This is a genomic window from Enterobacter ludwigii (assembly GCF_001750725.1).
GTDB lineage: Bacteria > Pseudomonadota > Gammaproteobacteria > Enterobacterales > Enterobacteriaceae > Enterobacter > Enterobacter ludwigii.
In genome coordinates, this window is record NZ_CP017279.1 from 2,764,324 (window position 1) to 2,790,107 (window position 25,784).

Annotated in this window: 23 protein-coding genes; 7 read left to right on the top strand and 16 right to left on the bottom strand. The window is 56.3% G+C overall.

Translation table 11 applies throughout. The features are described from left to right. Positions 1-4,953: an alpha-2-macroglobulin family protein gene (locus tag BH714_RS12905; protein WP_040018150.1), complete on the bottom strand. Its 4,953-nt coding sequence runs from the start codon at positions 4,951-4,953 to the stop codon at positions 1-3. 285 nt (positions 4,954-5,238) lie between these two features. Between BH714_RS12905 and BH714_RS12910 the strand changes: the two genes are divergently transcribed. From BH714_RS12910 to BH714_RS12925, 4 genes are all read left to right on the top strand, one after another. Beyond that, positions 5,239-6,783: a PTS transporter subunit EIIC gene (locus BH714_RS12910; protein WP_020883028.1), complete on the top strand. Its 1,545-nt coding sequence runs from the start codon at positions 5,239-5,241 to the stop codon at positions 6,781-6,783. Positions 6,784-6,795: 12 nt separating this feature from the next. Next, the gene (locus tag BH714_RS12915; protein ID WP_014171173.1) at positions 6,796-8,163 is read left to right on the top strand and encodes a 6-phospho-alpha-glucosidase; all 1,368 of its coding nucleotides are present in this window, start codon (positions 6,796-6,798) and stop codon (positions 8,161-8,163) included. Between the two features lie 90 nt (positions 8,164-8,253). Beyond that, the gene (gene sseA, locus BH714_RS12920) at positions 8,254-9,102 is read left to right on the top strand and encodes a 3-mercaptopyruvate sulfurtransferase (protein ID WP_032678689.1); all 849 of its coding nucleotides are present in this window, start codon (positions 8,254-8,256) and stop codon (positions 9,100-9,102) included. After that, positions 9,102-9,872 carry a MurR/RpiR family transcriptional regulator gene (locus BH714_RS12925; RefSeq protein ID WP_014171175.1) on the top strand — a complete coding sequence of 257 codons (771 nt, stop codon included), beginning with the start codon at positions 9,102-9,104 and terminating at the stop codon, positions 9,870-9,872. The genes sseA and BH714_RS12925 overlap by 1 nt, the downstream gene beginning before the upstream one ends. Positions 9,873-9,889: 17 nt before the next feature. On the opposite strand, the gene sseB is transcribed toward BH714_RS12925, so the two are convergent. The 11 genes from sseB to trmJ form a co-directional block, all read right to left on the bottom strand. After that, on the bottom strand, positions 9,890-10,666 hold the full coding sequence (sseB, locus tag BH714_RS12930; protein ID WP_014171176.1) for an enhanced serine sensitivity protein SseB: 777 nt from the start codon (positions 10,664-10,666) through the stop codon (positions 9,890-9,892). A 96-nt stretch (positions 10,667-10,762) separates the two neighbouring features. Then, the gene (gene pepB / locus BH714_RS12935) at positions 10,763-12,049 is read right to left on the bottom strand and encodes an aminopeptidase PepB (RefSeq protein WP_020883024.1); all 1,287 of its coding nucleotides are present in this window, start codon (positions 12,047-12,049) and stop codon (positions 10,763-10,765) included. A 53-nt stretch (positions 12,050-12,102) separates the two neighbouring features. Then, complete coding sequence (iscX, locus tag BH714_RS12940) at positions 12,103-12,303, bottom strand: Fe-S cluster assembly protein IscX (protein ID WP_014171178.1); 201 nt, start codon at positions 12,301-12,303, stop codon at positions 12,103-12,105. A gap of 1 nt (position 12,304) precedes the next feature. Next, complete coding sequence (gene fdx / locus BH714_RS12945; RefSeq protein ID WP_014171179.1) at positions 12,305-12,640, bottom strand: ISC system 2Fe-2S type ferredoxin; 336 nt, start codon at positions 12,638-12,640, stop codon at positions 12,305-12,307. 1 nt (position 12,641) lies between these two features. Then, entirely contained in the window at positions 12,642-14,492 is a 1,851-nt protein-coding gene (gene hscA, locus BH714_RS12950) for a Fe-S protein assembly chaperone HscA (RefSeq protein ID WP_025203461.1), read from the bottom strand. A gap of 14 nt (positions 14,493-14,506) precedes the next feature. Then, the gene (hscB, locus tag BH714_RS12955; RefSeq protein WP_014171181.1) at positions 14,507-15,022 is read right to left on the bottom strand and encodes a co-chaperone HscB; all 516 of its coding nucleotides are present in this window, start codon (positions 15,020-15,022) and stop codon (positions 14,507-14,509) included. 76 nt (positions 15,023-15,098) lie between these two features. Then, a complete protein-coding gene (iscA, locus tag BH714_RS12960) occupies positions 15,099-15,422 on the bottom strand; it encodes an iron-sulfur cluster assembly protein IscA (RefSeq protein WP_003860659.1) in 324 nt (107 codons plus the stop codon). Positions 15,423-15,435: 13 nt separating this feature from the next. Then, entirely contained in the window at positions 15,436-15,822 is a 387-nt protein-coding gene (gene iscU, locus BH714_RS12965; protein ID WP_003860661.1) for a Fe-S cluster assembly scaffold IscU, read from the bottom strand. A 23-nt stretch (positions 15,823-15,845) separates the two neighbouring features. Then, a complete protein-coding gene (iscS, locus tag BH714_RS12970; RefSeq protein ID WP_020883022.1) occupies positions 15,846-17,060 on the bottom strand; it encodes a cysteine desulfurase in 1,215 nt (404 codons plus the stop codon). Between the two features lie 119 nt (positions 17,061-17,179). Next, the gene (gene iscR, locus BH714_RS12975) at positions 17,180-17,671 is read right to left on the bottom strand and encodes a Fe-S cluster assembly transcriptional regulator IscR (RefSeq protein WP_020883021.1); all 492 of its coding nucleotides are present in this window, start codon (positions 17,669-17,671) and stop codon (positions 17,180-17,182) included. A gap of 165 nt (positions 17,672-17,836) precedes the next feature. Continuing rightward, complete coding sequence (gene trmJ / locus BH714_RS12980; RefSeq protein WP_032669904.1) at positions 17,837-18,565, bottom strand: tRNA (cytosine(32)/uridine(32)-2'-O)-methyltransferase TrmJ; 729 nt, start codon at positions 18,563-18,565, stop codon at positions 17,837-17,839. Positions 18,566-18,695: 130 nt separating this feature from the next. Between trmJ and suhB the strand changes: the two genes are divergently transcribed. Continuing rightward, positions 18,696-19,499 carry an inositol-1-monophosphatase gene (gene suhB, locus BH714_RS12985; protein ID WP_020883019.1) on the top strand — a complete coding sequence of 268 codons (804 nt, stop codon included), beginning with the start codon at positions 18,696-18,698 and terminating at the stop codon, positions 19,497-19,499. Between the two features lie 52 nt (positions 19,500-19,551). Here the strand turns inward: suhB and BH714_RS12990 are convergent, their stop codons facing one another. Continuing rightward, a complete protein-coding gene (locus BH714_RS12990; protein WP_040018151.1) occupies positions 19,552-20,532 on the bottom strand; it encodes a nickel/cobalt transporter in 981 nt (326 codons plus the stop codon). Then, positions 20,523-21,161, bottom strand: a complete 639-nt coding sequence (locus tag BH714_RS12995; RefSeq protein WP_040018153.1) for a DUF1007 family protein — start codon at positions 21,159-21,161, stop codon at positions 20,523-20,525. The genes BH714_RS12990 and BH714_RS12995 overlap by 10 nt, the downstream gene beginning before the upstream one ends. A 125-nt stretch (positions 21,162-21,286) precedes the next feature. On the opposite strand from BH714_RS12995, the gene csiE reads away from it, so the two are divergent. Next, entirely contained in the window at positions 21,287-22,564 is a 1,278-nt protein-coding gene (gene csiE, locus BH714_RS13000; protein WP_014171189.1) for a stationary phase inducible protein CsiE, read from the top strand. Here the strand turns inward: csiE and BH714_RS13005 are convergent, their stop codons facing one another. After that, the gene (locus BH714_RS13005; protein WP_040018154.1) at positions 22,565-23,704 is read right to left on the bottom strand and encodes a 3-phenylpropionate MFS transporter; all 1,140 of its coding nucleotides are present in this window, start codon (positions 23,702-23,704) and stop codon (positions 22,565-22,567) included. It abuts the gene before it with no gap. Between the two features lie 173 nt (positions 23,705-23,877). Here BH714_RS13005 and BH714_RS13010 point away from each other — a divergent pair, with 173 nt between their 5' ends. Next, positions 23,878-24,300, top strand: coding sequence for a DoxX family protein (locus tag BH714_RS13010; protein WP_014171191.1), 423 nt, complete (start codon positions 23,878-23,880; stop codon positions 24,298-24,300). A gap of 53 nt (positions 24,301-24,353) precedes the next feature. Here the strand turns inward: BH714_RS13010 and glyA are convergent, their stop codons facing one another. Then, positions 24,354-25,607 (bottom strand): serine hydroxymethyltransferase, encoded by a 1,254-nt coding sequence (gene glyA / locus BH714_RS13015; protein WP_040018155.1) that lies wholly within the window; start codon positions 25,605-25,607, stop codon positions 24,354-24,356. Positions 25,608-25,784: the final 177 nt, after the last annotated feature.

A 25,784-nucleotide genomic window follows, 5' to 3' on the forward strand; every position in this document is an offset into this window, starting at 1 on the left:
TTACGGTACAACAATCAGCGGGCCACTGGCCGCACCTGTTGCCCGCCACTGCGGAACATACATGGACTCTACCATCGGGACCGGCACCTCATAGGTTCCCGGCGTCACGGCGCGCGCCAGATAAACCAGCGTGACCGGCTGCCCTTCGTTAACCGGCACCGCCGCCACAAAGCGATCGTCGCGGAATTCCATATGCTGAATATCCGCCTGCTGCATCTGACTGAGCAGGTTCTGCACTTCGCTGCCGCTGTCCTGCAGGCTGGCGCTGCTGCTCGCCAGGTTCTGGTTTTCCAGTTCCAGCCCCGCCGGGAGGAGATCGACAACCAGCGCATCCGGCACGTTCTGGCTGGCCTTCACTTCAAGCCATACCAGCACCAGCTCGCCGCTCTTCAGTGATGTGAGCGACTTTGTACTGCCGTCGGTTGCCAGAATATGGCGTTCAATCTGCAGCACGTTAGACGATGGCTGAGGTGCAGATGCCGGATAACCGGTGCTATCAAGGCGTACCCACAGCGGTGTGCTACCGGTATTGGTCACCTGCAGCGCGCCAAGCTGGTCGCCGTTCACGTTCTGTACCAGTGCTTTATCACCGCCTGATGCGGTATCCGCCAGAGACGTTTGGGCCTGCCATGTGCCGGACAAAGTTTGCAGCGAGCGTCCGGCCAGGAACAGGGCGTTACTCTCCTGTGTCGAGAGCCAGCGCTGGCTGAAAGCTTGTTCCGACAAGGCGTTCAGCAGCGTATTTTGCGCATCCGGCAGAAGCTTGTACTCCTCAAGCAGAGAAAGCATCAGCGCATTATCACGAAGCGCACTGCCATAATCGGCCATCCAGTTCTTGCTGTCGTTACGCGGCGTTTTGATGGCCAGACCCAGCGCCTGCTGGCTGCGCGGTGCGTCACCCATCAATTTAAGCGCCATCCCCAACTGCATCAGCGGCAGCCCGGAAGCGGCCTGTCCGTGACGTTCCCAGATTTCACGCAACGCACCAAGCGGGGCTTTTTGCTGGCGAGCCAGCACCAGCGCGGCATAGGCCTGCACCGCAAATTTACTGGCCTGGGTATCATCGCTGTAGCGGATGGACATCATGCCCGGGTCCTGCAGGTAACGCAGCAAGCGGCTGTTGGCGTTGTTAACCGCCTCAGCAGGCACGCTGTAGCCCTGCTCGCCTGCACGAACCAGGAAGTCAGTGACATAGGCGGTGAGCCAGTACTCCTCCGGACCGTTTTTATCCCAAAGCGCGAAACCTCCGTCATCACGCTGCATCTGCAGCAGACGGGAGATTCCGATATCAATGGCCGCACGGCGCTTGTCATCCGTATCCCCTTTGATGCCAAGCGCGGTCAACTGCGCCGCGTTGGTGTAGAGCGACGGGAACAGACCACTGGTGGTTTGCTCCAGACAGCCATACGGGTATGCCTGCAGCTCACGAATATAGCGCGCCAGATTCAGAGGCGGTTTCCCGCTCAGCAGCAATTGTCCCTGTAGCGTGGCAGGAGAGAAGCCATTAAGGTGCTGCGCCGGTGCACTCCACGACTCACCAGGATTCAGCATGGCACCGGTGTTAACGGTCTGCGCCGGGAATGCCGGACGAACGCCGATTTTCCAGCTCTTCTGTTGTGCAGCGAAAGTCTCGCCCGGCAGCTGCAGGCCGGTCACCTGAGCGGTCACTTCACCATCACCGTAGCCATCCAGCGCACGTACCGGGATAAACAGGGTGCTGCGCGCGCCCGGAGGTAACTTCACGGGCTGCGGCTGTGCGCCCTCAAGCGACAGCTTGCCGGTAGCGGTAAAGGCAACGTTCAGCGTTTGCGGCTGGTCCGTCAGGTTGGTCACATCCAGCGTCAGGCGTGAGGTATCGCCACTTGCCAGGAAGCGCGGCGTGTTCAGTTCGGTAATGATTGGGGCGGCGACAATCACTTTACCTTCGCTGCTGCCGAAATCATCTTCCGTCCAGGCCTGCGCCATCAGACGCAGCTCGCCGTTGAAGTCTCCAATGGGCAGCGTCACGGTCCCTTCACCGTTAGCATCGAGCTCGACCGGCTGCGCCTGCTGGGCAATGATAGTCACGTGGTTCACCGGTGGTTTACCGCCGCGCTTAAGCTCATCGCCGTCACCACCAAAGCGCAGTGCAGCCATGCGGCCCTGCCCTTCAATAACCTGACCGTAAATATCGTAGATATCCGCGCCGTAGCGCTTCTGACCGAAGAACGCTTCCCACGGATCCGGGGTAACGTAATCGGTGATGTTCAACACGCCGCTGTCCACTGCCGAGATCAGCACATTCACTTTCTGCGGAACGGCGCCTTCTTTGACGCTGGCCTTCACCTTCACGGACAGCGTCTGGTTTGGCCGAATTTTCTGCGGATTTTCCAGCGCGACATTCAGGCGGCGATTCTCATCGCCCATCGGCAGATGCAGTAACCCGACGGCACGTTTCGGCGTTGCTGATTTGGATTTATCGCCAGGGCGTACCACCAGCGTGCTGAGATAGAGATCGTGACGTTTCCAGGCCTTATCCACCGGGATTGAGAGATCGAGCCCGTTGGCCGGTACGTCGATCTCTTTCCACCACAGCGGCCCTTCGCTGGACTCGATCATCGCATAGCCTTTACCCGCCGCCGGAGCAGCGATATGCAGCTGGATGGTATCTCCCGGCTGATAGGAAGGCTTGTCCAGTTTCATGGTCACACGGTCAGGGCGAGCAGCACCGGTGCCGTCACTATTATCCTGCCAGCTGTAGCCGGCCCAGAAGCGCACGCTGCTGACCATATCGTCCGGCGCTTTGACCTCCAGACGGTACGAGCCCCACTCCACCGGGAAGGTCACTTTACCGGTTTCATCGGCCTTAAGGGTCAGCTCCTGCTCGCCCTCAACCAGGTCTTTCTGATCAAACTGTGACTGCCAGCCATCGCTCTCTGACCAGTTCCAGTAGTAGTCACGGCGCTCACGGATCAGGCGAACCTGTAACCCGGAAACCGCCTTTTTTGCCCCGCTGGCATCGGCATAGACGATATCAAAGCTGGCATTGCCGTTTTCATCCACGATCGGCTGGTTGACGGTAGTGTCAGTGCGGTAGTCATAAACGGCCTTACTGGCAAACTGAGGACGGATACCCGGCAGATCGGCCGCCGGCCAGATGGCCTGCTCAGCACGGCGCGTAACCGGGCGGCCGCCCGATTCCAGAAGGCTGGCCTGCAGGATCAGCTGAAGCGGTGAATGCGCCTCTTTCCACTGGCTTTCGGTCGAGACCTGTCCGCGCCCCTGTTCATCAAGGGTTAGCTGAACTTCATCCAGGCTGCGGCTCAGGTTCTCTTCGGCGATATCACCGAACTGGAAGCCCGGCAGTGCAGCGACGGCTTCGCGCAGCGGTCGCAAGAATAGCTGGCCTTGCAGGGAATTTCCGTTGGCAGGTGCGCCATACAGGTAATAACCCGCAATGTTAAAGTCGACGTTATCCTCGGTGGAAACCGGCGCTTTTTGTCCCGTCAGATTAAGCGCCATACGCTCCGGCATAAAATCTTCAACGTGGAAATCCCACAGGCGCTGTTGGTTATCGCCGGTATTGGCGCGGATATGCCACATACCGGTCTGCGCCCCGCCGTCCAGGGAATAATTGAAGCGATAGAGGCCGTTCTCAGGCTGGACGACAACCGTGCGTGCCACCTGTCCGTCCGGGCGCAGTACGTCGAGTTTAACCGGCTGGGCAGGAAGCGGTTTACCGTCGCTGTCGCGCAGCAAACCATTGAGGATCACCGTTTCGCCAGGGCGATAGAGATCGCGCGGGCCAAACATAAAGAATTGCTTGCTGTAGCCTGGGCTACCTGCGATATCAAACTCCGCCAGATCGAGGGCCGGAAGCTTGAGGTCAAGCAGCGTGGTCTGCCCGTCTTTACTGGCCAGAATCAGTGCGGCTTCTTTGTCAGTCTCAAGTTTTGCGTGGCCGTCAGCATCGCTGTTCGCTTCGGCAAGCGTCTGCCCTTTATCATTCAACAGGGTGACGGTAACGCCGGATTGCGCCGCGCCATCTTCCAGGCTCTGGGTGAAAATATCCAGACGGTTATGATAACGGTGAGCGGACAACCCAATATCACTTAAGGTAAAGAGCGTCGCGGCATTGCTGTAGTTATAGTGCCCGGCCTGATTCATGACCGCGATGTACACGCCTGACTGCTGGAGCGGCTTAATATCCCGCAGCGGCAACAGCAGTTTTTCACGGGTGTTGCGTGCCGGATTGAGGTCAAACCGGCCGGTATACACCAGGTCCGCCATTTTGAGCAGATTATCGGACTCCCAGTTGGTCAGGGAGTTACGGTACTCCCACTGGCTGACAAAGGAGGCCAGGGATTCAGGCTTCACGCGGTAGAAATTCACGTCAACATTGTTGACGTTGAGCGCCATTACCGGCAGACCTTCCACCACCTTGCCCGGCAGCAGCGAGCCACGGCTGGCAAAACCGACCGTCGGTTCAACATCCCGGGTGGTCAGGGCTTTTTCGTAATCGATACCAAATGTCGCTTTGTTCAGCGCCTGCAGATCACGTTCAACGGTGACAACCAGATTGCGGTTGGGTTCCAGATGGCGCAGGCGTAGCTCTTTCAGGTTAGGTGCGAGTTCCCACGCCCCGTCAACCTTGCCGCTTTTTTTATCCACCACATGCACTGTTTTGGCGAAATCCTGATCGGGATTAAGCGGAACAGAGAAGGTCAGCACCAGCGTGGCCGCGCCATCAAGCTGCACCTCTGAAGTATCCAGCAGGGTGAGCGCTTTGCCCTGACTCTGTGCCGCCAGCGTTGCCAGCTTTTCAGCGTCCGGCTTTTCCGGTGCTTTCGGTGTCGTTGCTGTGGATGCTGCGGGAGCCGCAGCCTGAGAGTTATCGTCGCTGTTATCACAGCCGACAAGCGAAAATGTGGTAAGCAGCGCGAGAGAAATCGCGGCTAAGCGAAACGGTGTCATCCTTTGTCCCTGGCCCATGGAGCCTGTTGGTCGTCTTCCGGATAAGTATTATCCGCAAGTTTCATTAATACAAAAAGTCTAATTTTAGAATCTGGAAAGCACCTCGCAGAGCGACGACGCCTTTACTCAGGCACTGCTATGCCGATCACAGTCGCAAACGTCACATGTTACCTTTTACGTCATTTGTTTTTAAAACAAGAAGATAGCTGGATTATCTCGCCTTTAGCCTGCTAGCTTTAAGCTCAAGACGCACCCCGAGTGCGCGGTTCACTAAGAGAGACAGTCATGAAACGAGCCGTGAACGCCCTACAAAATTTCGGAAAATCGTTGTACGGACCGGTACTTATCTTACCGATCGTCGGTCTGTTTATCGCATTCGGTAACGTCCTGGGGAACGGTAACCTCGCAGAGTATGTGCCGTTTCTCGGCCATCCGCTGATTCAGCATGTTGGTCAGCTTATCGCGAAATCGGCCGTGTCAGTACTGGTTAACCTGGCACTGGTGTTTGCCGTCGGGATACCGATTGGCCTGGCCACGCGTGATAAAGGCTATGCGGCCCTGATCGGCCTGGTGACCTTTGTTGTTTTCATTAACGCGATGAACGTTACGCTGCAGCTCCAGGGCGAACTGGCCCCCGCTGACCAGATGAAAGCCGCCGGGCAAAGTATGGTGCTGGGCGTGCAGGTGCTGGAGATGGGCGTTTTCGCCGGGATCCTGACCGGGGCGCTGTCCGGATACTTGTACAACAAATACTCCGGCGTACAGTTTAACGGCGCGATGGCCATCTATTCCGGCCACTGTTTCGTCGCCATCGTCATGCTTCCTGTCTCAATGCTGCTCGGCGTCGTGATGAGCGAACTGTGGCCATTTGCCCAGCATGGCATCAGCGCACTGGCGCTGGCGATCAAAGGTTCCGGGCCTTTTGGGGTGGCCATTTACGGCTTCCTGGAACGCATTCTGGTGCCGACCGGCCTGCATCATCTGGTCTATACCCCCTTCCTGTATACCGAACTTGGGGGGACGCAAGAGGTATGCGGCACGGTTTATCAGGGCGCACGCAATATCTATTTCGCCGAAATGGCTTGTCCGGAAGTGAAGCAGTTGAGCAGCACGGTAGTGTGGGACGCGCGCGGCATCAGCAAAATGTTTGGCCTGCCCGCGGCGGCGCTGGCGATGTACATGACCGCCAGGCCGGAGCGCAAAGCGGCAGCCAAAGCCATCCTGATCCCGGCAGCGTTAACCTCTTTGCTGGTGGGCGTTACCGAGCCGATTGAGTTTTCATTCCTGTTCGTCGCTCCGCTGCTGTTTGTGGTACATGCGGTGCTGACCGGCATCGGCATGATGCTTTTCTCCCTGTTCGGTGTTCATGCCATCGGCGCTAACGGAATTATCGATTTTATTCTTTATAACCTGCCGCTCGGCACGGAGAAGTCCAACTGGCCGATGTACATCGTGGTCGGGCTCATCATGTTCGCGCTCTATTTTGTGGTGTTCCGCTTCCTGATCCTGCGCTTCAACATGAAGACGCCAGGACGCGAGGATGACGATCAGGAGACGCGCCTGTACAGCAAACAGGAGTATCAGGCGAAGGGGAACAATGACGGGCTGGGTGAATCCATCGTGGTGGGACTGGGAGGCCGGGAAAACATTGAGGTAGTGGATAACTGCTACACCCGCTTACGCGTCACGGTGAAGGATGTCTCCATCATCGACGAGCCGCGCCTGAAAGCGACCGGCGCGAAAGGGATTATCAAACAAGGTAACAACGTTCAGGTGGTCTACGGGCTGCATGTCAAAAAAATGCGAGAAGCCGTTGAGACGTTTCTCTGAGAGGAGCTAAAGATGTTTACACCCCCTTTTATTCTGTCGATTGCCGGTGGCGGCAGCACCTATACGCCAGGTATCGTGAAAAGCCTGATGGTACGCCTGCAGGACTTCCCGCTGGCCGAGATTCGCCTCTACGATATCGACGAAGCACGCCAGAACACCATTGCACCCGTGGTGGAGAAGGTCATTCGCGACCATAGCCAGAGCATTACCTTCACCGTGACCACAGACCCGGAAGTCGCGTTCAGCGGGGCGCACTTTGTCTTCGCCCAGATGCGTGTCGGCCAATACAGGATGCGTGAGCAGGATGAGAAGATCCCGCTGCGCCACGGCGTGGTGGGCCAGGAAACCTGCGGTCCTGGCGGGCTGGCATACGGCCTGCGCACGATCCTGCCGATGGTCGAGCTGATCGATCTGGTGGATCGCTACGCGCATGAAAAAGCCTGGATCGTGAACTATTCCAACCCGGCAGCGATCGTTGCGGAAGGGGTGCGCCGCCTGCGACCGGACGCCCGCGTGCTTAATATCTGCGATATGCCAGTGGCGGCGATGCGTAACATGGGGGCCATTTTGGGTGTGGACCGCCACAAGCTGGAGGTGGACTACTTTGGTCTGAACCACTTCGGCTGGTTTACCCGCGTGCGGGTGGACGGCGAGGACAAGCTGCCGGAACTGCGTCGGCATATCGCGAGGTTCGGCCTGCTGACGGAAGATGCGGCCAAAACCGACCCGCAGCACTCGGATCCGTCGTGGGTGAAAACCTGGCGCAACATCAAGCCCATCATGGATAACTTCCCGGAATATCTGCCAAACCCCTATCTGCAGTATTACCTGATGCCAAACCAGATTGTGGAGCATCAGAACCCGGACTATACCCGCGCGAACGAAGTGATGAACGGGCGTGAGAAAAAGCTGTTTGCCGCCGCAGAAGAGTATAAGCGTACCGGGATTTTACCGGATGCCTTCCACGTGGGCGTCCACGGCGAGTTTATTGTCGATGTCGCCTGCTCGCTGGCATTTAACCTGCGTCAGCGCCATCTGGTAATGGTGGAAAACCGCGGGGCGATAACCAATCTGCCGTACGACGCGGTGGTGGAAGTCCCGGCCTACATCACCTCTGAAGGGCCAGAGCCTATCCGCGTGGGTCGGGTCCCGCTGTTCCATCAGACGCTGCTACAGCAGCAGCTCGCCTCTGAACAGCTGCTGGTGGAAGCGACCATTGAAGGCAGCTACGAAAAAGCACTGCAGGCGTTCACCCTGAACCGCACCGTGCCCACCATGGAGCACGCAAAAGCGATTCTTGATGACATGATTGACGCCAACCGTGACTACTGGCCTGCGCTGCAAAAAGCCTGGCAGAACGGTGAAGCGGTGAAAAAATAGGGTCGTGCTCGCGAGTTGAACGTGGTTTGCTTGTCGGTGTCAGAAAAAACACCGACAATCCTTTTTTACGGAAAAGAATGGAGGCAACCCATGTCCACCTCATATTTTGTCGCCGCCGACTGGCTGATTGAGCACGGTGACGATCCGGAAGTACAGATTATTGACGCGCGTATGGCACCTGCCGGGCAGGAACACCTTCGCGATATGGTCGCAGAATACCGCGCAGGGCATTTGCCGGGCGCGGTATTTTTTGATATTGAAGCCCTGTCCGACCATAACTCCCCTCTCCCGCACATGCTGCCTCGTCCGGAAGCATTCTCCGTGGCGATGCGCGAACTTGGCGTCAATCGTGACAAGCACCTCGTGGTTTACGATGAAGGTAACCTCTTCTCCGCACCGCGCGCCTGGTGGATGCTGAAAAACTTTGGCGTGGAGAAAGTCTCAATTCTTGCAGGCGGCCTCGCGGGCTGGAAGCGTGATGAACTGCCATTGCAGCAAGGCGACGTGACGCTGCCGGAAGGCGAGTTCGACGCGACGTTTGATGCGCATCAGGTAAAACGTCTGACCGACGTGCTGGTGGTCAGCCATGAAAAAACGGCGCAAATTGTCGATGCCCGCCCTGCAGCGCGCTTTAACGCCCAGGCGGATGAACCGCGTCCGGGGCTGAAGCGCGGCCATATTCCCGGCGCGTTGAATGTGCCGTGGGGCGATCTGGTGTTTGAAGGTGAATTAAAAACGACCGATGAGCTGCGCGCCATTTTTGATCGTCAGGGCGTGGATTTGCATCGTCCCGTTATTGCCAGCTGCGGGTCCGGCGTCACGGCCTGCGTGGTGATTCTGGCGCTCGCCACACTCGGTGTAAATGACGTGACGCTCTATGATGGCGCCTGGAGTGAATGGGGTGCACGAGACGATTTGCCCGTTGAACCGGCCAAATAATGGATAACCGTCTGGCCACGCTGTTAACGCGCGGGGCGTCACTGACCCGCGCGGAATATCGCGTGCTGGCCCACCTCACAGAGCATCCTCTGCTGGTGGGCAATATTACGGTGCGCGAACTGGCGCAGGCGACGTTCGTCTCAACCGCTACCATTATGCGTTTGTGTCAGAAATTAGGCTTCAGCGGTTTCAGTGAATTTATCTGGCACTGCAAACAGCTGTTAACCGAGACGCCGTATATCGCCGCGCAGGCACAACAGCGCCCGGAACTGCCGGCGCTTTTCAGTCAATTTATCGCGAACTATCAACAAACCTTTCAGTGGGTAACGCAGGAGAAGCGCGCGCAATTTTCGACGTTACTGCGCCAGAAAGAGAGTTTCTTTCTTTATGGCGCCGGCTTCTCTTATCTCTTCGCCGAGTACCTCACCAAGAAATTGCAGGTGTTGGGCAAAACGGCGTTTATTTCCGGGCCGGGGGATAGCCGGAACATTTTCCTCAGCAACGCTGCGCGGTATCAGGTGTTTATCGCCGTCTCACGCAGCGGTGAAACCGAACAGGTGCTGGATAAAGCGCGGATCGCTAAAAACGTGGGTATGACGGTCGTGGCTTTTACGCGCGCTTCGGCCAATACGCTGGCGGGAATGGCAGATTTACACTTTGCCTTATATGACGAGGCGGTACATTACGCCGCAGAAGCCGCTGGCGTGACGTCGTTTGAGTCGAATCTGGTCCTGCTGATGGATTTACTGCTGCTGGAAGCGACGGGGTGAAAAATCACCCCGCGTAATCAGATAATGCGGGTGGTTTTGAGATCGCGCAGGAATCCGCCCCAGCGACGCTCGTAAAACGGCGTGATGTGCTCGGTAATAAAGTGGCTGATGCCCTTCTCATCCTTCTTCACCTGACAGATATCGATCGGCTCATCACCCGGCAGCGTATCGGTGGCAACACTGCCCGCAGCCTGAATAATCTCCTCGATATCGCCGTCTGCTTCAATGCCAATCAGCAGTACCGGCTGTTCATCCGTGCTCTCTTTAATAGAGCAGAGGAACGCGCGCCTCACGGGTTTGAGGGTTTTGAACAGCGTGGTCAGCGAATCAATCATCTGCGCAGGGGGTTCGGCTACTTCAGACAACAGCAGCGTTTCGCCCCCTTCCAGCACTTCCTGCGTACTGAGCGGGTTGCCCTCCTCGCCAATCAGATGGTTGATTTCACGCGGGGTGAACTCTTTCCCGGTTGGCAGTTTGGCGTTGAGGAACAAGGTCTGGCCCAGCGTCATTTCGAACAGAGTGCGCACCGGCATCACCACGAACGCCTGCTCGTCTTCAACGGCCTGCTGCAGCGCTTCCAGCGAGGTGAAGAACGGGATCACCGACGTGCCGTCGTCTTTCTCCCAGTGGAGCAGGTCCAGCGCGCTGTCTTCAACAACCTGTTCGCCTTCCGCTGCGGTACCCGGAACCCAGACGGTGGACTCCAGCAACGTGCGGAAAAATGCCGGACGGTGGGCAGGTTCGGTCGCCGCCTGTTCCAGCAGAGTTTCTAATTCGTTTTTCGTTTCAGACATAGTTTGGCTACTTCAACATAATGTCGGCTGGCGCAAGGCTAACAGGCCTACAAAACCGTAGGCCCGGACAAACACAGCGCCACCGGACAAAGACAATTACTCGGCAGTCAACAGGTTTGCGATAGTACGCACGCCCAGTCCCGTTGCCCCTGCAGACCACTGCTCAACGGCCGCTTTACGGTAGGTTGCGGAGCAGTCGATGTGCAGCCAGCCTTCGTGATAGTTCTCAACGAAGTGAGACAGGAAGCCGGCCGCCGTGCTCGCACCCGCCGGATAGGCTGCGCTCGCGGTGTTGTTCAGTTCGGCGAAGTTAGACGGCAGCTGGCTGCGGTGGAATTCGGCCAGCGGCAGACGCCAGAACGGTTCGTTCTCCGCGGCCGCGCTTGCCAGCAGGCGAGCTGCCAGTTTGTCGTCAAAGCTGAACAGCGCATGGTAGTCGTTGCCCAGCGCGGTTTTCGCCGCACCGGTCAGGGTCGCCATGTCGATAATCAGCTCTGGCTTCTGCGCAGACGCGTCGATGAGACCATCGGCCAGCACCAGACGACCTTCTGCATCGGTGTTCATCACTTCCACGTTTTTACCGTTACGGTAGCGAATAATGTCGCCGAGCTTAAAGGCATTACCGCTCACCATGTTGTCCGCACAGCACAGGTAAAGCTTCACGCGCTTGTTCAGACCGCGCGTAATGGCAAACGCCAGCGCGCCGGTGATGGTTGCCGCACCGCCCATATCGGACTTCATGGAGTCCATGAACGCGCTCTGCTTCAGGCTGTAACCGCCGGTATCGAACGTGATGCCTTTCCCGACCAGGCAGGCAAATACCGGTGCTGCTTTATCACCGGTTGGGTTGTAATCCAGCGCCAGCAATACCGGAGGACGCTCGGAACCGCGACCCACGGTGTGGATCCCCATATAGTTCTGCTCGCGCAGGTCTTCACCTTTGGTGATGCGGTAAGACATTTTGTCGCCCGCCACGCCGCACAGCAGGTCAACGGCGCGCTGCGCAAGTTGTTCAGGACCCAGCTCTTCTGCCGGGGCGTTAATGGTATCGCGCACCCAGTCGATAATGGTCAGACGGCTTTCCAGCTCTTTCTGACCCGCTTCGTCGAGCGTCGCCCACTCGATTTTACGGCTGCCTTTCGGTCCTTTGTAACCCGCCCAGAATGCCCAGCTGCGGTCGATATCCCAGCCTTCGCCGTCCAGGGTGACATGTTTAATGCCCAGACCATCAATTTTGCGCGCCGCGCGCTGGATCAGACCCAAATCATCGTTGCCAGTCAGGTGCAGGGTAATACCGTCGTTGTTGATACTGTAGGTGGCTTTCTCGCCCCAGCGCGCGTCAGCAGGCTGATTCGAGATCGTAATCTTCATCGCTTCGGTCATTTTATTTATCCTTATTAGCAAACGGGCCGCCTGAAGGCAGCCCGTAAGGTGATTTATTCTGCTTCATCTAACCAGACTAACAGAATCGCCTCCAGAATTTTTTCATTGGATGCGTTTGGATCGTCGTCAAAATCGTCTAAATCGCAGATCCACTGATGCATATCGGTGAAGCGTACGGTTTTAGGATCGAGATCCGGGTTAGCGTCGTAGAGCGCTTCGCCGATTTCACGGCTGTCAGTCCACTTCAGTCCCATATCAGTGCTCGCGTGCATGGTTGATGGTGTAGCGTGGGAATTCCACGACCAGATCTTCATCGGTCACCAGAGCCTGGCAGCTCAAACGGCTGTCTGGCTCCAGACCCCATGCTTTATCCAGCATGTCGTCTTCATCTTCGGTGCTCTCGGCCAGAGAGTCAAAACCTTCACGCACGATGCAGTGGCAGGTTGTGCAGGCACAGGATTTTTCACAGGCGTGTTCCACTTCGATACCGTTACGCAGGGCAACATCGAGAATGGTCTCACCGGTCTTCGCTTCCAGAACAGCACCATCCGGACAGAGGTCCGCATGAGGCAAAATAACAATCTTTGGCATATTAAACCTCGTCCACGGACTGGCCTTTCAGCGCGACGCGGACAGATTTGTCCATGCGGCGAGCAGCAAAGTCCTGGGTTTGTTTATCAACGTTTTTAATGGCTTCTTCTATTGCATCAGCATCATTGCCTTCGGCCACTGCGCTTAAGCGCGCGGCAGCCTCGTCAATCACCTGACGCTCAGCGGCGCTTAACAGCGCGGCGTCGGCAGCGAGCGCACCGTTCAGACTTTCCAGCACGCGTGCGGCTTCAACTTTCTGTTCTGCCAGCATACGCGCCTTCACATCCTGTTCGGCGTAGCTCATTGAATCCTGAATCATGGAGGCGATCTCACCATCGGTCAGGCCGTAGGACGGCTTCACCTGGATAGACGACTCAACGCCGGTGGATTTCTCCATCGCCGTGACGCTCAGCAGGCCGTCCGCATCCACCTGGAAGGTAACGCGAATATGCGCACCGCCCGCAGGGAGCGCAGGAATACCGCGCAGCGCAAAGCGCGCCAGTGAACGACAGTCCTGCACCAGCTCGCGCTCGCCCTGCATCACATGGATGGACATCGCGGTCTGGCCGTCTTTGAAGGTGGTGAATTCCTGCGCGCGCGCCACCGGAATGGTGGTGTTACGCGGAATGACTTTCTCCACCAGTCCCCCCATGGTTTCTAAACCCAGGGAGAGCGGAATAACATCCAGCAGCAACATCTCGCTGTCCGGCTTGTTGCCGACCAGAATATCCGCCTGGATAGCCGCGCCCACGGCAACCACTTTATCCGGGTCGATGGACGTCAGCGGCGTGCGGCCAAAGAATTCACCCACCCGTTCACGCACCAGCGGTACGCGCGTGGAGCCGCCAACCATGACCACTTCCAGCACCTCGTCAGCCTCAACGCCCGCATCTTTCAGTGCGCGACGGCAGGCCAGCAGAGTGCGTTTCACCAAAGGCGCGATCAGGTCGTTAAACTGTTCCCGGGTGATTTCCCCCTGCCAGCCCGCCACGTTGACGGTGACAGACTGCGCATCGCTCAGCGCGATTTTCGCGTCGATGGCCACGTCCAGCAGTTCACGCTGCACGCGTGCATCGCTGCGATCGGGAATACCCGCCTGTTCACGAATGAAATCGGCCAGCAGATGGTCGAAGTCATCGCCACCCAGCGCAGAATCACCGCCGGTAGCCAGCACTTCAAACACCCCACGGCTTAAGCGCAGGATAGAAATATCAAAGGTCCCGCCACCCAGATCGTAAACCGCAATCACCCCTTCCTGACCGGAGTCCAGGCCGTAGGCAATGGCGGCCGCCGTCGGTTCGTTCAACAGTCGCAGAACGTGCAGTCCCGCCAGACGCGCCGCGTCTTTGGTGCCCTGACGCTGTGCATCATCAAAGTAGGCCGGAACGGTAATGACCACGCCATCGAGATCGCCGCCGAGCGTTGCCGTAGCACGCGCCGCCAGCGCTTTGAGGATATCAGCAGAAACGCGGATAGGGTTCAGCAGCCCCGCTGTCGTGGCAATCATTGGCAGGCCGTTTTCACTGGCCTGCAGCTGATACGGCAGATGCGGATAACGGGTCTGAATATCGGCGAGGGAGCGGCCCATCATGCGTTTTACGGAACTGATGGTGTTTGCCGGATCGCGCGCGGCGTTCGCGCGTGCGTCGTAGCCAACCGCGTGGCCCTGCTGTTGGTAGTGGACCACGGAAGGCAGCAGATGACGGCCCTGCTCGTCAGCCAGCGTTTCCGCCTGGCCGCTTCGCACGGTCGCCACGAGAGAATTGGTGGTGCCCAGATCAATACCTACCGCCAGACGACGCTGGTGCGGTGCGGCACTTAAGCCAGGCTCACTAATTTGTAATAAGGCCATAATTGCTTCCGAAATTAAAAATCGAGCAGCTTTTCTTCGAGTTGTTCAGCACTGCTTCGCAGTTTATCGAGAAAACGGAGTTTGCGCACAGTGTCTGCCGCCACATCCCAGGTCTCGTTGTTCAGTTGCTCCACCATCAGTTGATGGCGGGTATCGAACATGCCTTTTACGCGCTTGATGAAGCTTTCCAGACGCGCTTCATCTTTGGCCTGTTCAATCTCATCCAGCTCTTCACGCAGTTCCAGCTGTTCCATCAAAAACGCCGTATCACGCACGGTGTGCTGTTCACTCGCCAGATCAAAGCCATGAAGCGAGAGCAGATACTCAGCGCGAGACAGTGGATGGCGCAGCGTCTGCCAGGCCTGATTGATGGTCGCAGATTGCGATACCGCAGCCAATTGCTCTGACTGAGTACCACTGGCGAATTTATCCGGATGATACTGACGCTGCAGATCCTGGAAGCGGATCGTCAGCGCCTGCAGATCAATCGGGTATTGAGCGGGTAGTCCGAAGAGAGTGAAGTAATCCATAACAATCTCAGGGGTAGCCTGTTAGAACAAACCCCACGCACAGGAGTCCTGCGGTGGGGTTTCGGATGACGCGCGGTTAAACGTGGAAGCTTTCGCCGCAACCACACTCGTCTTTGACGTTCGGGTTCGTGAATTTGAACCCTTCGTTCAGGCCTTCTTTTACAAAGTCCAGCTGAGTGCCATTGAGGAATTGCAGGCTTTTGCCATCGACCACCACCTTCACGCCCTTGTCTTCAAACACGGTGTCATCAGACGCCGGTTCGTCAACAAACTCCAGTACGTAAGCCATACCAGAACAGCCGGAGGTACGTACGCCCAGTCGCAGGCCAAAGCCTTTACCACGGTTCGCCAGAAAAGAGCTTACTCGCGCGGCAGCGCTGTCGCTAAGGGTAATCGACATACTCAAACCTCAATTATTTTGCTTCACGTTTGCTTTTGTAATCCGCAATGGCGGCTTTGATCGCGTCTTCTGCCAGGATAGAACAGTGAATTTTCACGGGTGGCAGTTCGAGTTCTTCAGCAATATCCGTGTTCTTGATTGCCTGTGCTTCGTCCAGAGACTTGCCCTTCACCCATTCGGTGACCAGGGAGCTGGAGGCGATAGCAGAACCGCAGCCGTAGGTCTTGAAGCGCGCATCTTCAATGATACCTTCATTGTTGACTTTAATCTGCAGCTTCATCACGTCGCCACACGCTGGCGCACCGACCATACCGCTACCTACGCTTTCGTCGCTGTTGTCAAAAGAGCCAACGTTGCGCGGGTTCTCATAATGATCAATAACTTTTTCGCTGTATGCCATGTTGAATTCTCCTTATGTACCGATTAGTGATGTGACCATTCAATGCTGTTCAGATCCACGCCCTGCTTGAACATTTCCCACAGTGGAGAAAGGTCACGCAGACGACCGATGGAGTTGCGAACCAGCTTGATGGTGTAGTCAATCTCTTCTTCGGTAGTGAAACGACCTAAAGAGAAACGGATAGAGCTGTGTGCCAGCTCGTCAGTCATGCCCAGTGCGCGCAGCACATAGGATGGCTCCAGGCTTGCAGACGTACAGGCAGAACCGGAAGAAACCGCCAGGTCTTTCAGCGCCATAATCAGCGATTCACCTTCAACATAGTTGAAGCTGACGTTGAGAATGTTTGGTGCGCCCTGTTCGAGATCGCCGTTCAGATACACTTCTTCCATATCTTTCACGCCATCCCACAGACGGTTACGCAGCGTGCGCAGGCGCGCCATCTCGGTTTCCATCTCTTCTTTCGCAATACGGTAAGCTTCGCCCATACCCACGATCTGGTGAACAGGCAGCGTACCGGAACGCATACCGCGCTCGTGACCGCCACCGTGCATCTGTGCTTCGATGCGGATACGCGGTTTACGACGAACGTACAGTGCACCAATACCTTTCGGGCCATAGATTTTGTGGCCGGAGAAGGACATCAGGTCCACTTTCAGCTGGCTCAGATCGATAGGCAGTTTGCCCACGCTCTGGGTGGCGTCTACGTGGTAGATGATGCCGCGCGCACGGCACATTTCGCCGATGGTCGCGATATCTTGCACAACGCCGATTTCGTTGTTTACGTGCATGATGGAGACCAGGATGGTGTCATCACGCATGGCCGCTTCGAGCTCTTTCAGGTCGATGATACCGTTGCTCTGTGGTGCCAGGTAAGTCACGTCGAAACCTTCACGCTCGAGCTGACGGCAGGTGTCCAGCACGGCTTTGTGTTCGGTTTTGCTGGTGATGATGTGCTTGCCTTTTTTCTGATAAAAGTTGGCCGCACCTTTGATCGCCAGGTTATCGGATTCGGTCGCACCGGAGGTGAATACAATCTCACGCGGGTCGGCACCCACCAGGTCAGCAATCTGATTACGGGCGATATCTACCGCCTCTTCAGCATGCCAGCCAAAACGGTGTGAACGGGAAGCTGGGTTACCAAAGTTTCCGTCCAGGGTCAGACACTGCATCATTTTCTCGGCAACACGCGGGTCCACCGGCGTGGTTGCGGAGTAGTCGAGATAAATCGGTAATTTCATTGCTCTATAAACTCCGTACATCGCTTCAATGCAAGGAATCAGGCAACCGGCTGGATGTACGACCGAGTACACGGAGCGAGCGAACGCTCCGGCCTGATTCTGAAATACTTATCTTTTTATTACGCGCGTAATTTGACGTCGATCGCGTCCTGCCCGCGGGTGCTGCGTTGGGAGTCCTGGCTGTGCTGACGGCCAGAGACATCCAGAACTTCCTGGTTATTTACCAGTTCACCTAAGGTGATGTTGTTCAGGAAGCCGGTCAGACGATCGCTCAGGTCGCGCCACAGCGCGTGGGTCAGGCACTTATCGCCGCCCTGGCAGCCGCCTTTACCCTGGCAACGGGTCGCATCAACGGATTCGTCAACGGCACTGATCACTTCGCCAACTGCAATACTGCCCGCGTCTTTACCCAGCAGATAACCGCCGCCTGGGCCACGAACGCTGGAAACCAGTCCATTTTTACGCAGTCTGGAGAACAGCTGCTCCAGATAGGAGAGGGAGATCCCTTGTCGTTCAGAAATATCAGCCAACGGAACCGGGCCCGCTTCGGAGTTGAGCGCAACGTCCAGCATCGCGGTCACGGCATAACGCCCTTTAGATGTCAGTCTCATGTCTTACTTAACCTCAAACTCGCCCCTGCCCGGGGTTTTTTATAGTAAAATGGGGGTATTGCATAGCAGGGCCAAGTCTGACATTCCTGACTAAAATGGTCAACTATTTACTTGACTGTTTTAGTCAGGTATTTAACCTTCCGTGCCGTATCACCAGGATGGGCACTACTCTTTATTCTTTTGCTCAATCGACGCCAGGATCCCGCGCAGAATGTTCAATTCCTGGCTTTCCGGACGCGCACGGGTAAACAGGCGGCGCAGCTTGTTCATTACCTGCCCCGGGTGACCTTCACGGATGAAACCGGTAGAGAGCAGGGTCTGCTCCAGGTGACCATAGAAGCGCTCCAGATCGTCCACCAGCGGGTAGACGGCCTCTTCCTGCGGCTCTGCCGTTGCTTTTTCCTGCGTCGCCAGCCACGCCATACGCACTTCATAGGCAATCACCTGAACGGCCATTGCCAGGTTCAGGGAGCTGTATTCCGGGTTAGCGGCAATGGCCACGTGGTAATGGCACTTCTGCAGTTCATCGTTGGTCAGGCCCACGCGTTCACGGCCAAACACCAGCGCTACAGGGGCCTGTTCGGCTTCAGAGACGCTTTTCAGACCGCATTCACGCGGATCCAACATCGGCCACGGCAGTGTACGGGAGCGGGCGCTGGTCCCGACCACCAGACTGCACCCTGCCAGGGCTTCGTCCAGAGTATCCACGATCTGCGCGTTACCAATGACATCGCTGGCGCCCGCAGCCAGAGCGATAGCCTGTGAGTCGGGTTTCACCAGTGGGTTAACCAGCCACAGGTTCGTTAAGCCCATGGTTTTCATAGCGCGGGCTACGGAGCCCATATTGCCAGTGTGCGATGTTTCAACCAGCACGATTCGAATGTTTTGCAGCATAGTTTTAATGTCTGGATTCTGTGTCTGAAGAATATTCGGCCATATTATCATAAACGAGAGACATATTCCGATCTCGCTGCTATACTCTGCGCCGATTTTCCCGTTCTTTAACATCCAGTGAGAGAGACCGATGCATCCGATGCTGACCATCGCCGTGCGCGCAGCGCGCAAGGCGGGTAATGTAATTGCCAAACACTACGAAACGCCAGATTCTGTTGAAACCAGCCAGAAAGGCAGCAATGATTTCGTAACCAACGTCGATAAAGCCGCTGAAGCGATTATTATCGATACCATCCGCAAATCTTACCCGCAGCACACCATCATCACCGAAGAAAGCGGTGAACTTGAAGGTACCGATCAGGATGTTCAATGGGTTATCGATCCACTGGATGGCACCACCAACTTCGTCAAACGTCTGCCACACTTCTCCGTGTCTATCGCAGTACGCATTAAAGGCCGTACAGAAGTCGCCGTGGTTTACGATCCAATGCGTAACGAACTGTTCACCGCAACCCGCGGTCAGGGCGCGCAGCTGAACGGCTACCGTCTGCGCTGCAGCAATGCACGCGACCTCGACGGTACCATTCTGGCAACCGGCTTCCCGTTCAAGGCGAAGCAGCACGCAACCACTTACATGAATATCCTGGGCAAACTGTTCACCGAATGCGCGGACTTCCGTCGCACCGGTTCTGCCGCGCTGGACCTGGCCTATGTGGCTACCGGTCGCGTTGACGGTTACTTTGAGCTGTCACTGAAGCCGTGGGATTTTGCAGCGGGTGAGCTGATCGCGCGTGAATCAGGCGCCATCGTTTGCGATTTCACCGGCGGCCACAACCATCTGACGACTGGCAACATCGTTGCAGGTAACCCACGTGTTGTTAAAGCCATGCTGGCAAACATGCGTGATGAGCTGAGCGACGCGCTGAAGCGTTAATCCAGCCTGCGGTGCCCTCTCCCGCCGGGAAAGGGCACCATGCTGTACCTGACTAAAACGGCCTTAATCCCCTTCCCACCGGCAACGCGCTCATCCACATCGTTACCGCAGCCACCAGCAGAATCATCCCGCCCGCCAGCGCGAGCGTTGTCCATCCGACCTGCCGCCACAGCACCGGCGTTTTATTGCCGCTGAGTTTGACCGCCAGTTGACGGAAACTGTGCACCAGCAGTGCCAGTGACGAAATCGTGAGTGACGTCCCGGCCGCCATGGCCAATGCCGAGAGCATTCCCCAGCCAAATACACCCATCACCTTACTGAACAACAGCACCATGATTGCCCCTGAACACGGACGCATACCCATTGAGAGCACAACCATCAGCCGCGCTCGCCAGTCATCACCGTTCTGCAGCTGCGCCTGCGTCGGCAGATGCTGATGCCCACAGCCGCAGTTCGCAGTGTGTTCATGGTGCGGCGTAAAAGCTCTGAACTGGGATTTGTGCAGCAAAGCCCGCAGTTTTTTCAGTGCCCGCCAGCACAAGAGCAGACCCAGCACACCGACCAGCGCATAACTCCCCTTCTCCAGCCAGAAACTGCTGATATGCAGCTGACGAGCAGGAAGGCGTAATAACGACAGGACGACCACCACCAGCGCAATCGCCACGCCGCCCTGAAGCAGCGAAGATGCGAGGGTCAACCCAATGCTTGATTTGAGCCTGGACGGATGGGTCGCAAGCCAGGTCGCGATCACAATTTTGCCGTGTCCCGGCCCCAGCGCATGCAGGACACCGTAGAGAAAGCTGAAGGCCAGAAGAGAACCGCCTGCTTTCGTCGGGTTCTCCGCCACCGCCTTCAGTAAGCCACTCATCTGCTGGTTGACCTCGCGCTGCCAGACAATGCTTTTCATCATCACCTGCGGCCAGGCGTGCCATAGCCACAACGCGCCGCACACGGCCAGCAGCAAAAAGAGCGCCAGCGGCCAGAGATGAAGCCAGCGGCGTGATTTTCGTGCCGGAGATGCGATCACTGACATTGCAACGTCACCTGCTGTGCGAACTGTTTACCCAACTCCATGTCTTCGGGTGGTGCATCTTCTTTATCGAGAGAGACCGCAAAATTGAGCGTCTCTTCGCTCGGTTTTGGCGTGTGCATTGCCATCGTGCAGGTTTTTTGCAGGGCTGCCGGTAGCGTCACATCACTCTCCTCTGCGTAATGCATATCGACATAGTAAGTGGGATCAAAGGTGGAAAACGTATAGGTCTGCCCAGCCAGCGGCTGCGGATGCGCCAGCGGCAGGACAAACGTCAGTACCGCCTGATGTCCGTCGCGGGTCATGCCATATTCCGTCGGCCGATTCATAAATTTCACTTTTTGTCCGTTGTGCCAGAACTCGGTGAAATAGTGCTGACCAAGCACGTTGGCCATCACTTCCGCCGCCAGCTTTTTCCAGATTTCATCCCCGGGTTTTGCATTCCCGGCATCGTACAGCAGGTCAGCCGAGGTGATTTCATCCATCGTCCAGCGCATTTTCAGGCCATTGAGCTGCGTTCCGTCCGTTACCAGCTCGGTTTTCAGGCTGATAAAACTGTGAGGATGCGCGACGACAGCAAAGGGGATCACCGTCAAAAATAACGCCATTGCGCTTTGTTTAACTGTTTGCATCAATTCCTCACGTCATAAATTCTGTGATGTTCGCCAGCAATCCTGAGTGAAAGGCCTGCCGGCGCGCTTTTCAGCGCCCATCCTTTAGCTATTCTTATCAAACATTCCCACTGGATACCCGACAGATGATGACGACGCTTGAAATTCCATCTGTGCTTTCCAGTTCGCAGCGCCGCTGCCAGGTGCTTTTAATGCTTTACCTGCCCGATGCTGCCGTTACCGCACAGAGCATTATCGCTGCCAATGGCGTGGACGACGCTATGGCACGGCAAGATATAGCCGAGACGCGCGATGAAATCCAGCGCTATCACCGGCTCGACATCGTCACGTACCATGACGGCAGCTACCGGATTGAAGGCTCAGCCCTGAATCAACGTTTATGCCTGCTGCACTGGCTGCGCAGGGCTATGCGGCTGTGTCCGCAATTCGTTTCGCATCAGTTTACCCCCGCGCTGAAAACCGCGCTTAAACAGCAGGGTATTGCCCGGCCTCTCTATGACGATACCAACCTGCGGGCGTTGATCAGCTTCTGCTCGCGTAAGCTTCAGCGCCCGTTTGATTGCCGGGACGTACAGTTTTTGCAGCTCTATCTGCAGTATTGCCTGATGCAGCATCATCTGGGGAATACCCCGCAGTTTTCATCGGTGCAGCGTAACTGGACGCAATCAAGAGGGGAATATTTCACCGCTCAGGAGATTGTTCGTCACTGGAAACGCCGTGTGCCACAAGGGACCCACAGCGATGAACAACTGTTTCTTGCACTGCTGTTTATGATGCTGCGCACCCCTGACCCTGTGCTTGATAAGCATCAGCAGGATCAGCGCCTGCGTCGGGCGATTGTGCGCATGGTCGCCCGTTTTCGGGCGCAAACCGGGATGAACTTCAGCGATGAACAGGGGCTGACCGACCAGCTTTATATTCATCTGGCCCAGGCGCTGGACCGTTCGCTGTTTGAGATAGGCATCGACAATAGCCTGCCGGAAGAGATCCATCGTCTCTACCCCCGCCTGTTACGCACCACCAAAGAGGCGTTGTTTGAGCTGGAAGCGGAATTCGGGCTGCGTTTTTCTGATGAAGAGATGAGCCTGGTGGCGGTCATTTTCGGCGCCTGGCTGATGCAGGAGACCGATCTGCATGAGAAGCAGGTGGTGTTATTGACGGGAGAGGATAAATCCTGTGAGGACGTGATAGAGCAGCAACTGCGCGAATTGACGTTGCTGCCGCTCAACATTCGATATCAGACGCTGCAGGCCTATCAGAAAGAGGGGGCACCGCGCGAAGCGGCGCTGGTCATCACCCCTTATCCGACCGCCCTGCCCCTGTTCTCACCACCGCTGATCCACGCCGTTGAGACGCTGAACACGCAGCAGCAAGAACATATTCGCGCCATGCTGGAATCGTAGCTAGACGCGCGCGGCGACTTTAGGACGAACGAACATCGCCGGTAGGGCGACAAGCGCCATGACCCAGAAGACCCCGTGTCCCAGATGCTGGTAAAGGAAGCCCGCAAAGACCGTCATCACCGCAATGCTGCCGCCCATCGCCACTGCCGAATAAACCGACTGCAACCGAATGACATCCCCGCCTTCACGCGCGGCGATATAGCGCATGGCCGCCAGGTGACATACCGTGAAGGTGCCGCAGTGCAGAATTTGCGCCACGATCAGCCACGGCAGTTCCGTCGTCCAGCCCATAATGCCCCACCGTACGACGCCACAGACTGCAGAAAGCAGGAGCAGATCGCGCGCGCCGAAGCGCCGGAACAGCTTTTTGCTCAGCGCGAAGATAATCACTTCAGCGACCACACCGAGCGACCACAGGTAACCCACTGCAGATGCGGAGTATCCTGCCCCCTGCCAGTAGATGGCGCTGAAACCATAGTACGCCGCGTGCGCGCCCTGCAGCAGACAGACGCAGGCCAGGAAACGCCAGCTTTGTGCCACCAGGCTTCGCCAGGCCGGCCAGCCGGCGCTTTCCTGATGACGGCTCTCACCTTGCGGCATTACCGATGGACGCAACAGCATCCCCAGCAGCATGGAGGCAATACCGATACTCAGCAGCGCAAGGATCGCACGGTAATCGTAAAGGCTAACCAGTTTACCCACCAGTGCAGAGCCGATGACAAAGGCAATTGAGCCCCACAGCCGCACGCGGCCATAATCCATCGTTATCTGTTTTTGCCAGGTGTTTGCCAGTGCATCCGTCAGCGGAACCAGCGGCGAGAAAAAGAGGTTAAAACCGACCATCACCACCATCAGCCATGCAAACTGGTGGCTCACCCAGAAACAGGCGACAAAGACCAGCGTCAACAGCGCCAGAATGCGTACCGCCTTAATCAGCAAGGAGGGATCGCTGACGCGCGGTGCGATCAGCAGGCTTCCCAGGAAACGTGCCACCAGACCAGCGCCAAGCAGGATACCTATGGTCTCGGGCGTCAGGCCGATCCCCTTGAGCCAGACGCTCCAGAAAGGCAGAAAAATACCGTAGCTAAAGAAATAGGTGAAATAACTGAGCGCCAGCCAGCGCGTGGAATGCAAGACCATGAATCCCTCCCGAAATGGAGGCCATAGTCTGGCGAGAATACAAAAATTAAGCAAGTCGATAGCCTGCTATAAATTAACGAAAATTTAACATATTGTGCAGTCATCTGACTTATGGCAGGGAATGAAAATGTGTATTACGTTTAAATTACTCCACTTGCAGAGGTATTTCTGCCATGAACTCACTTCGCTATTTAGATTTCGGCCAGGCACGTCACCTGTTGCTGTTAATAGGTCGTATCGCGCTTGTCGTACTGTTTATTATCTTCGGCTATCCAAAACTGACGGGGTTTAGCGGGACCGTACAATATATGACGTCGCTGGGTACACCCATGCCCATGCTGGCGGCCATTATTGCGGTGGTAATGGAGGTGCCTGCCGCCATCCTGATCGTGCTGGGCTTTTTCACCCGCCCTGTTGCCGTACTCTTTGTATTTTACACGCTGGGTACCGCGATTATCGGCCACCACTACTGGGATATGACCGGTGATGCCGTCATGCCGAATATGATTAACTTCTACAAGAATATCAGTATTGCCGGAGCGTTTATTTTACTGGCGATAGTGGGACCGGGAGCCCTCTCCCTTGACCGGCGTTAACCCATAAAAAAAGGCCGCAATCGCGGCCTTTTTTATTTCTGCAAACAGAAAGATTAAGCGTATACAGGGAAACGTGCGCAGATTTCCAGAACTTTACCTTTAACGCGCTCGATAACCGCTTCGTCATTGATATTGTCCAGAACGTCACACATCCAGCCTGCCAGCTCTTTCACTTCCGCTTCTTTAAAGCCGCGGCGAGTAACAGCCGGAGAACCGATACGGATACCGGAGGTCACGAACGGGCTCTTCGGATCGTTTGGCACGCTGTTTTTGTTCACGGTGATGTTGGCACGGCCAAGGGCAGCGTCAGCTTCTTTACCGGTCAGGTTTTTATCAACCAGGTCCAGCAGGAACAGGTGGTTCTCAGTACCACCGGAAACCACTTTGTAACCGCGGTTCAGGAAGACGTCCACCATCGCTTTGGCGTTTTTAGCAACCTGCTGCTGGTAAACTTTAAACTCTGGCTCCATCGCTTCTTTCAGCGCCACCGCTTTCGCCGCGATAACGTGCATCAGTGGGCCGCCCTGCGCGCTTGGGAATACGGCAGAGTTCAGCTTTTTGTACAGCTCTTCGTCGCCACCTTTCGCCAGGATCAAGCCACCGCGTGGGCCCGCCAGGGTTTTGTGCGTGGTGGTGGTCACAACGTGAGCATGCGGAACCGGGTTCGGATAAACGCCTGCAGCAATCAGGCCGGCAACGTGCGCCATGTCAACGAACAGGTAAGCACCGATGCTGTCTGCGATTTCACGCATTTTTGCCCAGTCAACGATACCGGAGTAAGCAGAGAAACCGCCGATAATCATCTTCGGTTTGTGGGTCTGCGCCTGCTTCGCCATGTCTTCGTAGTCAATTTTACCGGACTCATCAATGCCGTAAGGAATGATGTTGTACAGTTTGCCAGAGAAGTTAACCGGAGAGCCGTGAGTCAGGTGGCCGCCTTGCGCCAGGTTCATACCCAGAACGGTATCGCCCGGTTGCAGCAGCGCGGTGTAGACCGCGAAGTTAGCCTGAGAGCCAGAGTGCGGCTGTACGTTAGCGTAGTCGGCGCCAAACAGTTCTTTAGCGCGATCGATGGCCAGTTGCTCAACGATATCAACGTACTCGCAACCGCCGTAGTAGCGTTTGCCCGGGTAACCTTCAGCGTATTTGTTGGTCAGCTGAGAACCCTGCGCCTGCATTACGCGCGGGCTGGTGTAGTTTTCGGAGGCGATCAGTTCGATGTGCTCTTCCTGACGTACTTTTTCCTGCTCCATAGCCTGCCACAGTTCGGCATCATAATCGGCAATGTTCATTTCACGCTTTAACATCCGCATCTCCTGACTCAGCTAACAATAAAATTTTGGCCTGAAAAGGCAGTCCTGTTGGACGACGGGCAACAGTATAACTGATTAGTTCTGTGATAACAGGTCTTGACAAACGATTTTACGCAAACGTTTTCCTACCCGCCACGCAAGGGTTTGAGGAATAAAGCCCTCATCATTTTC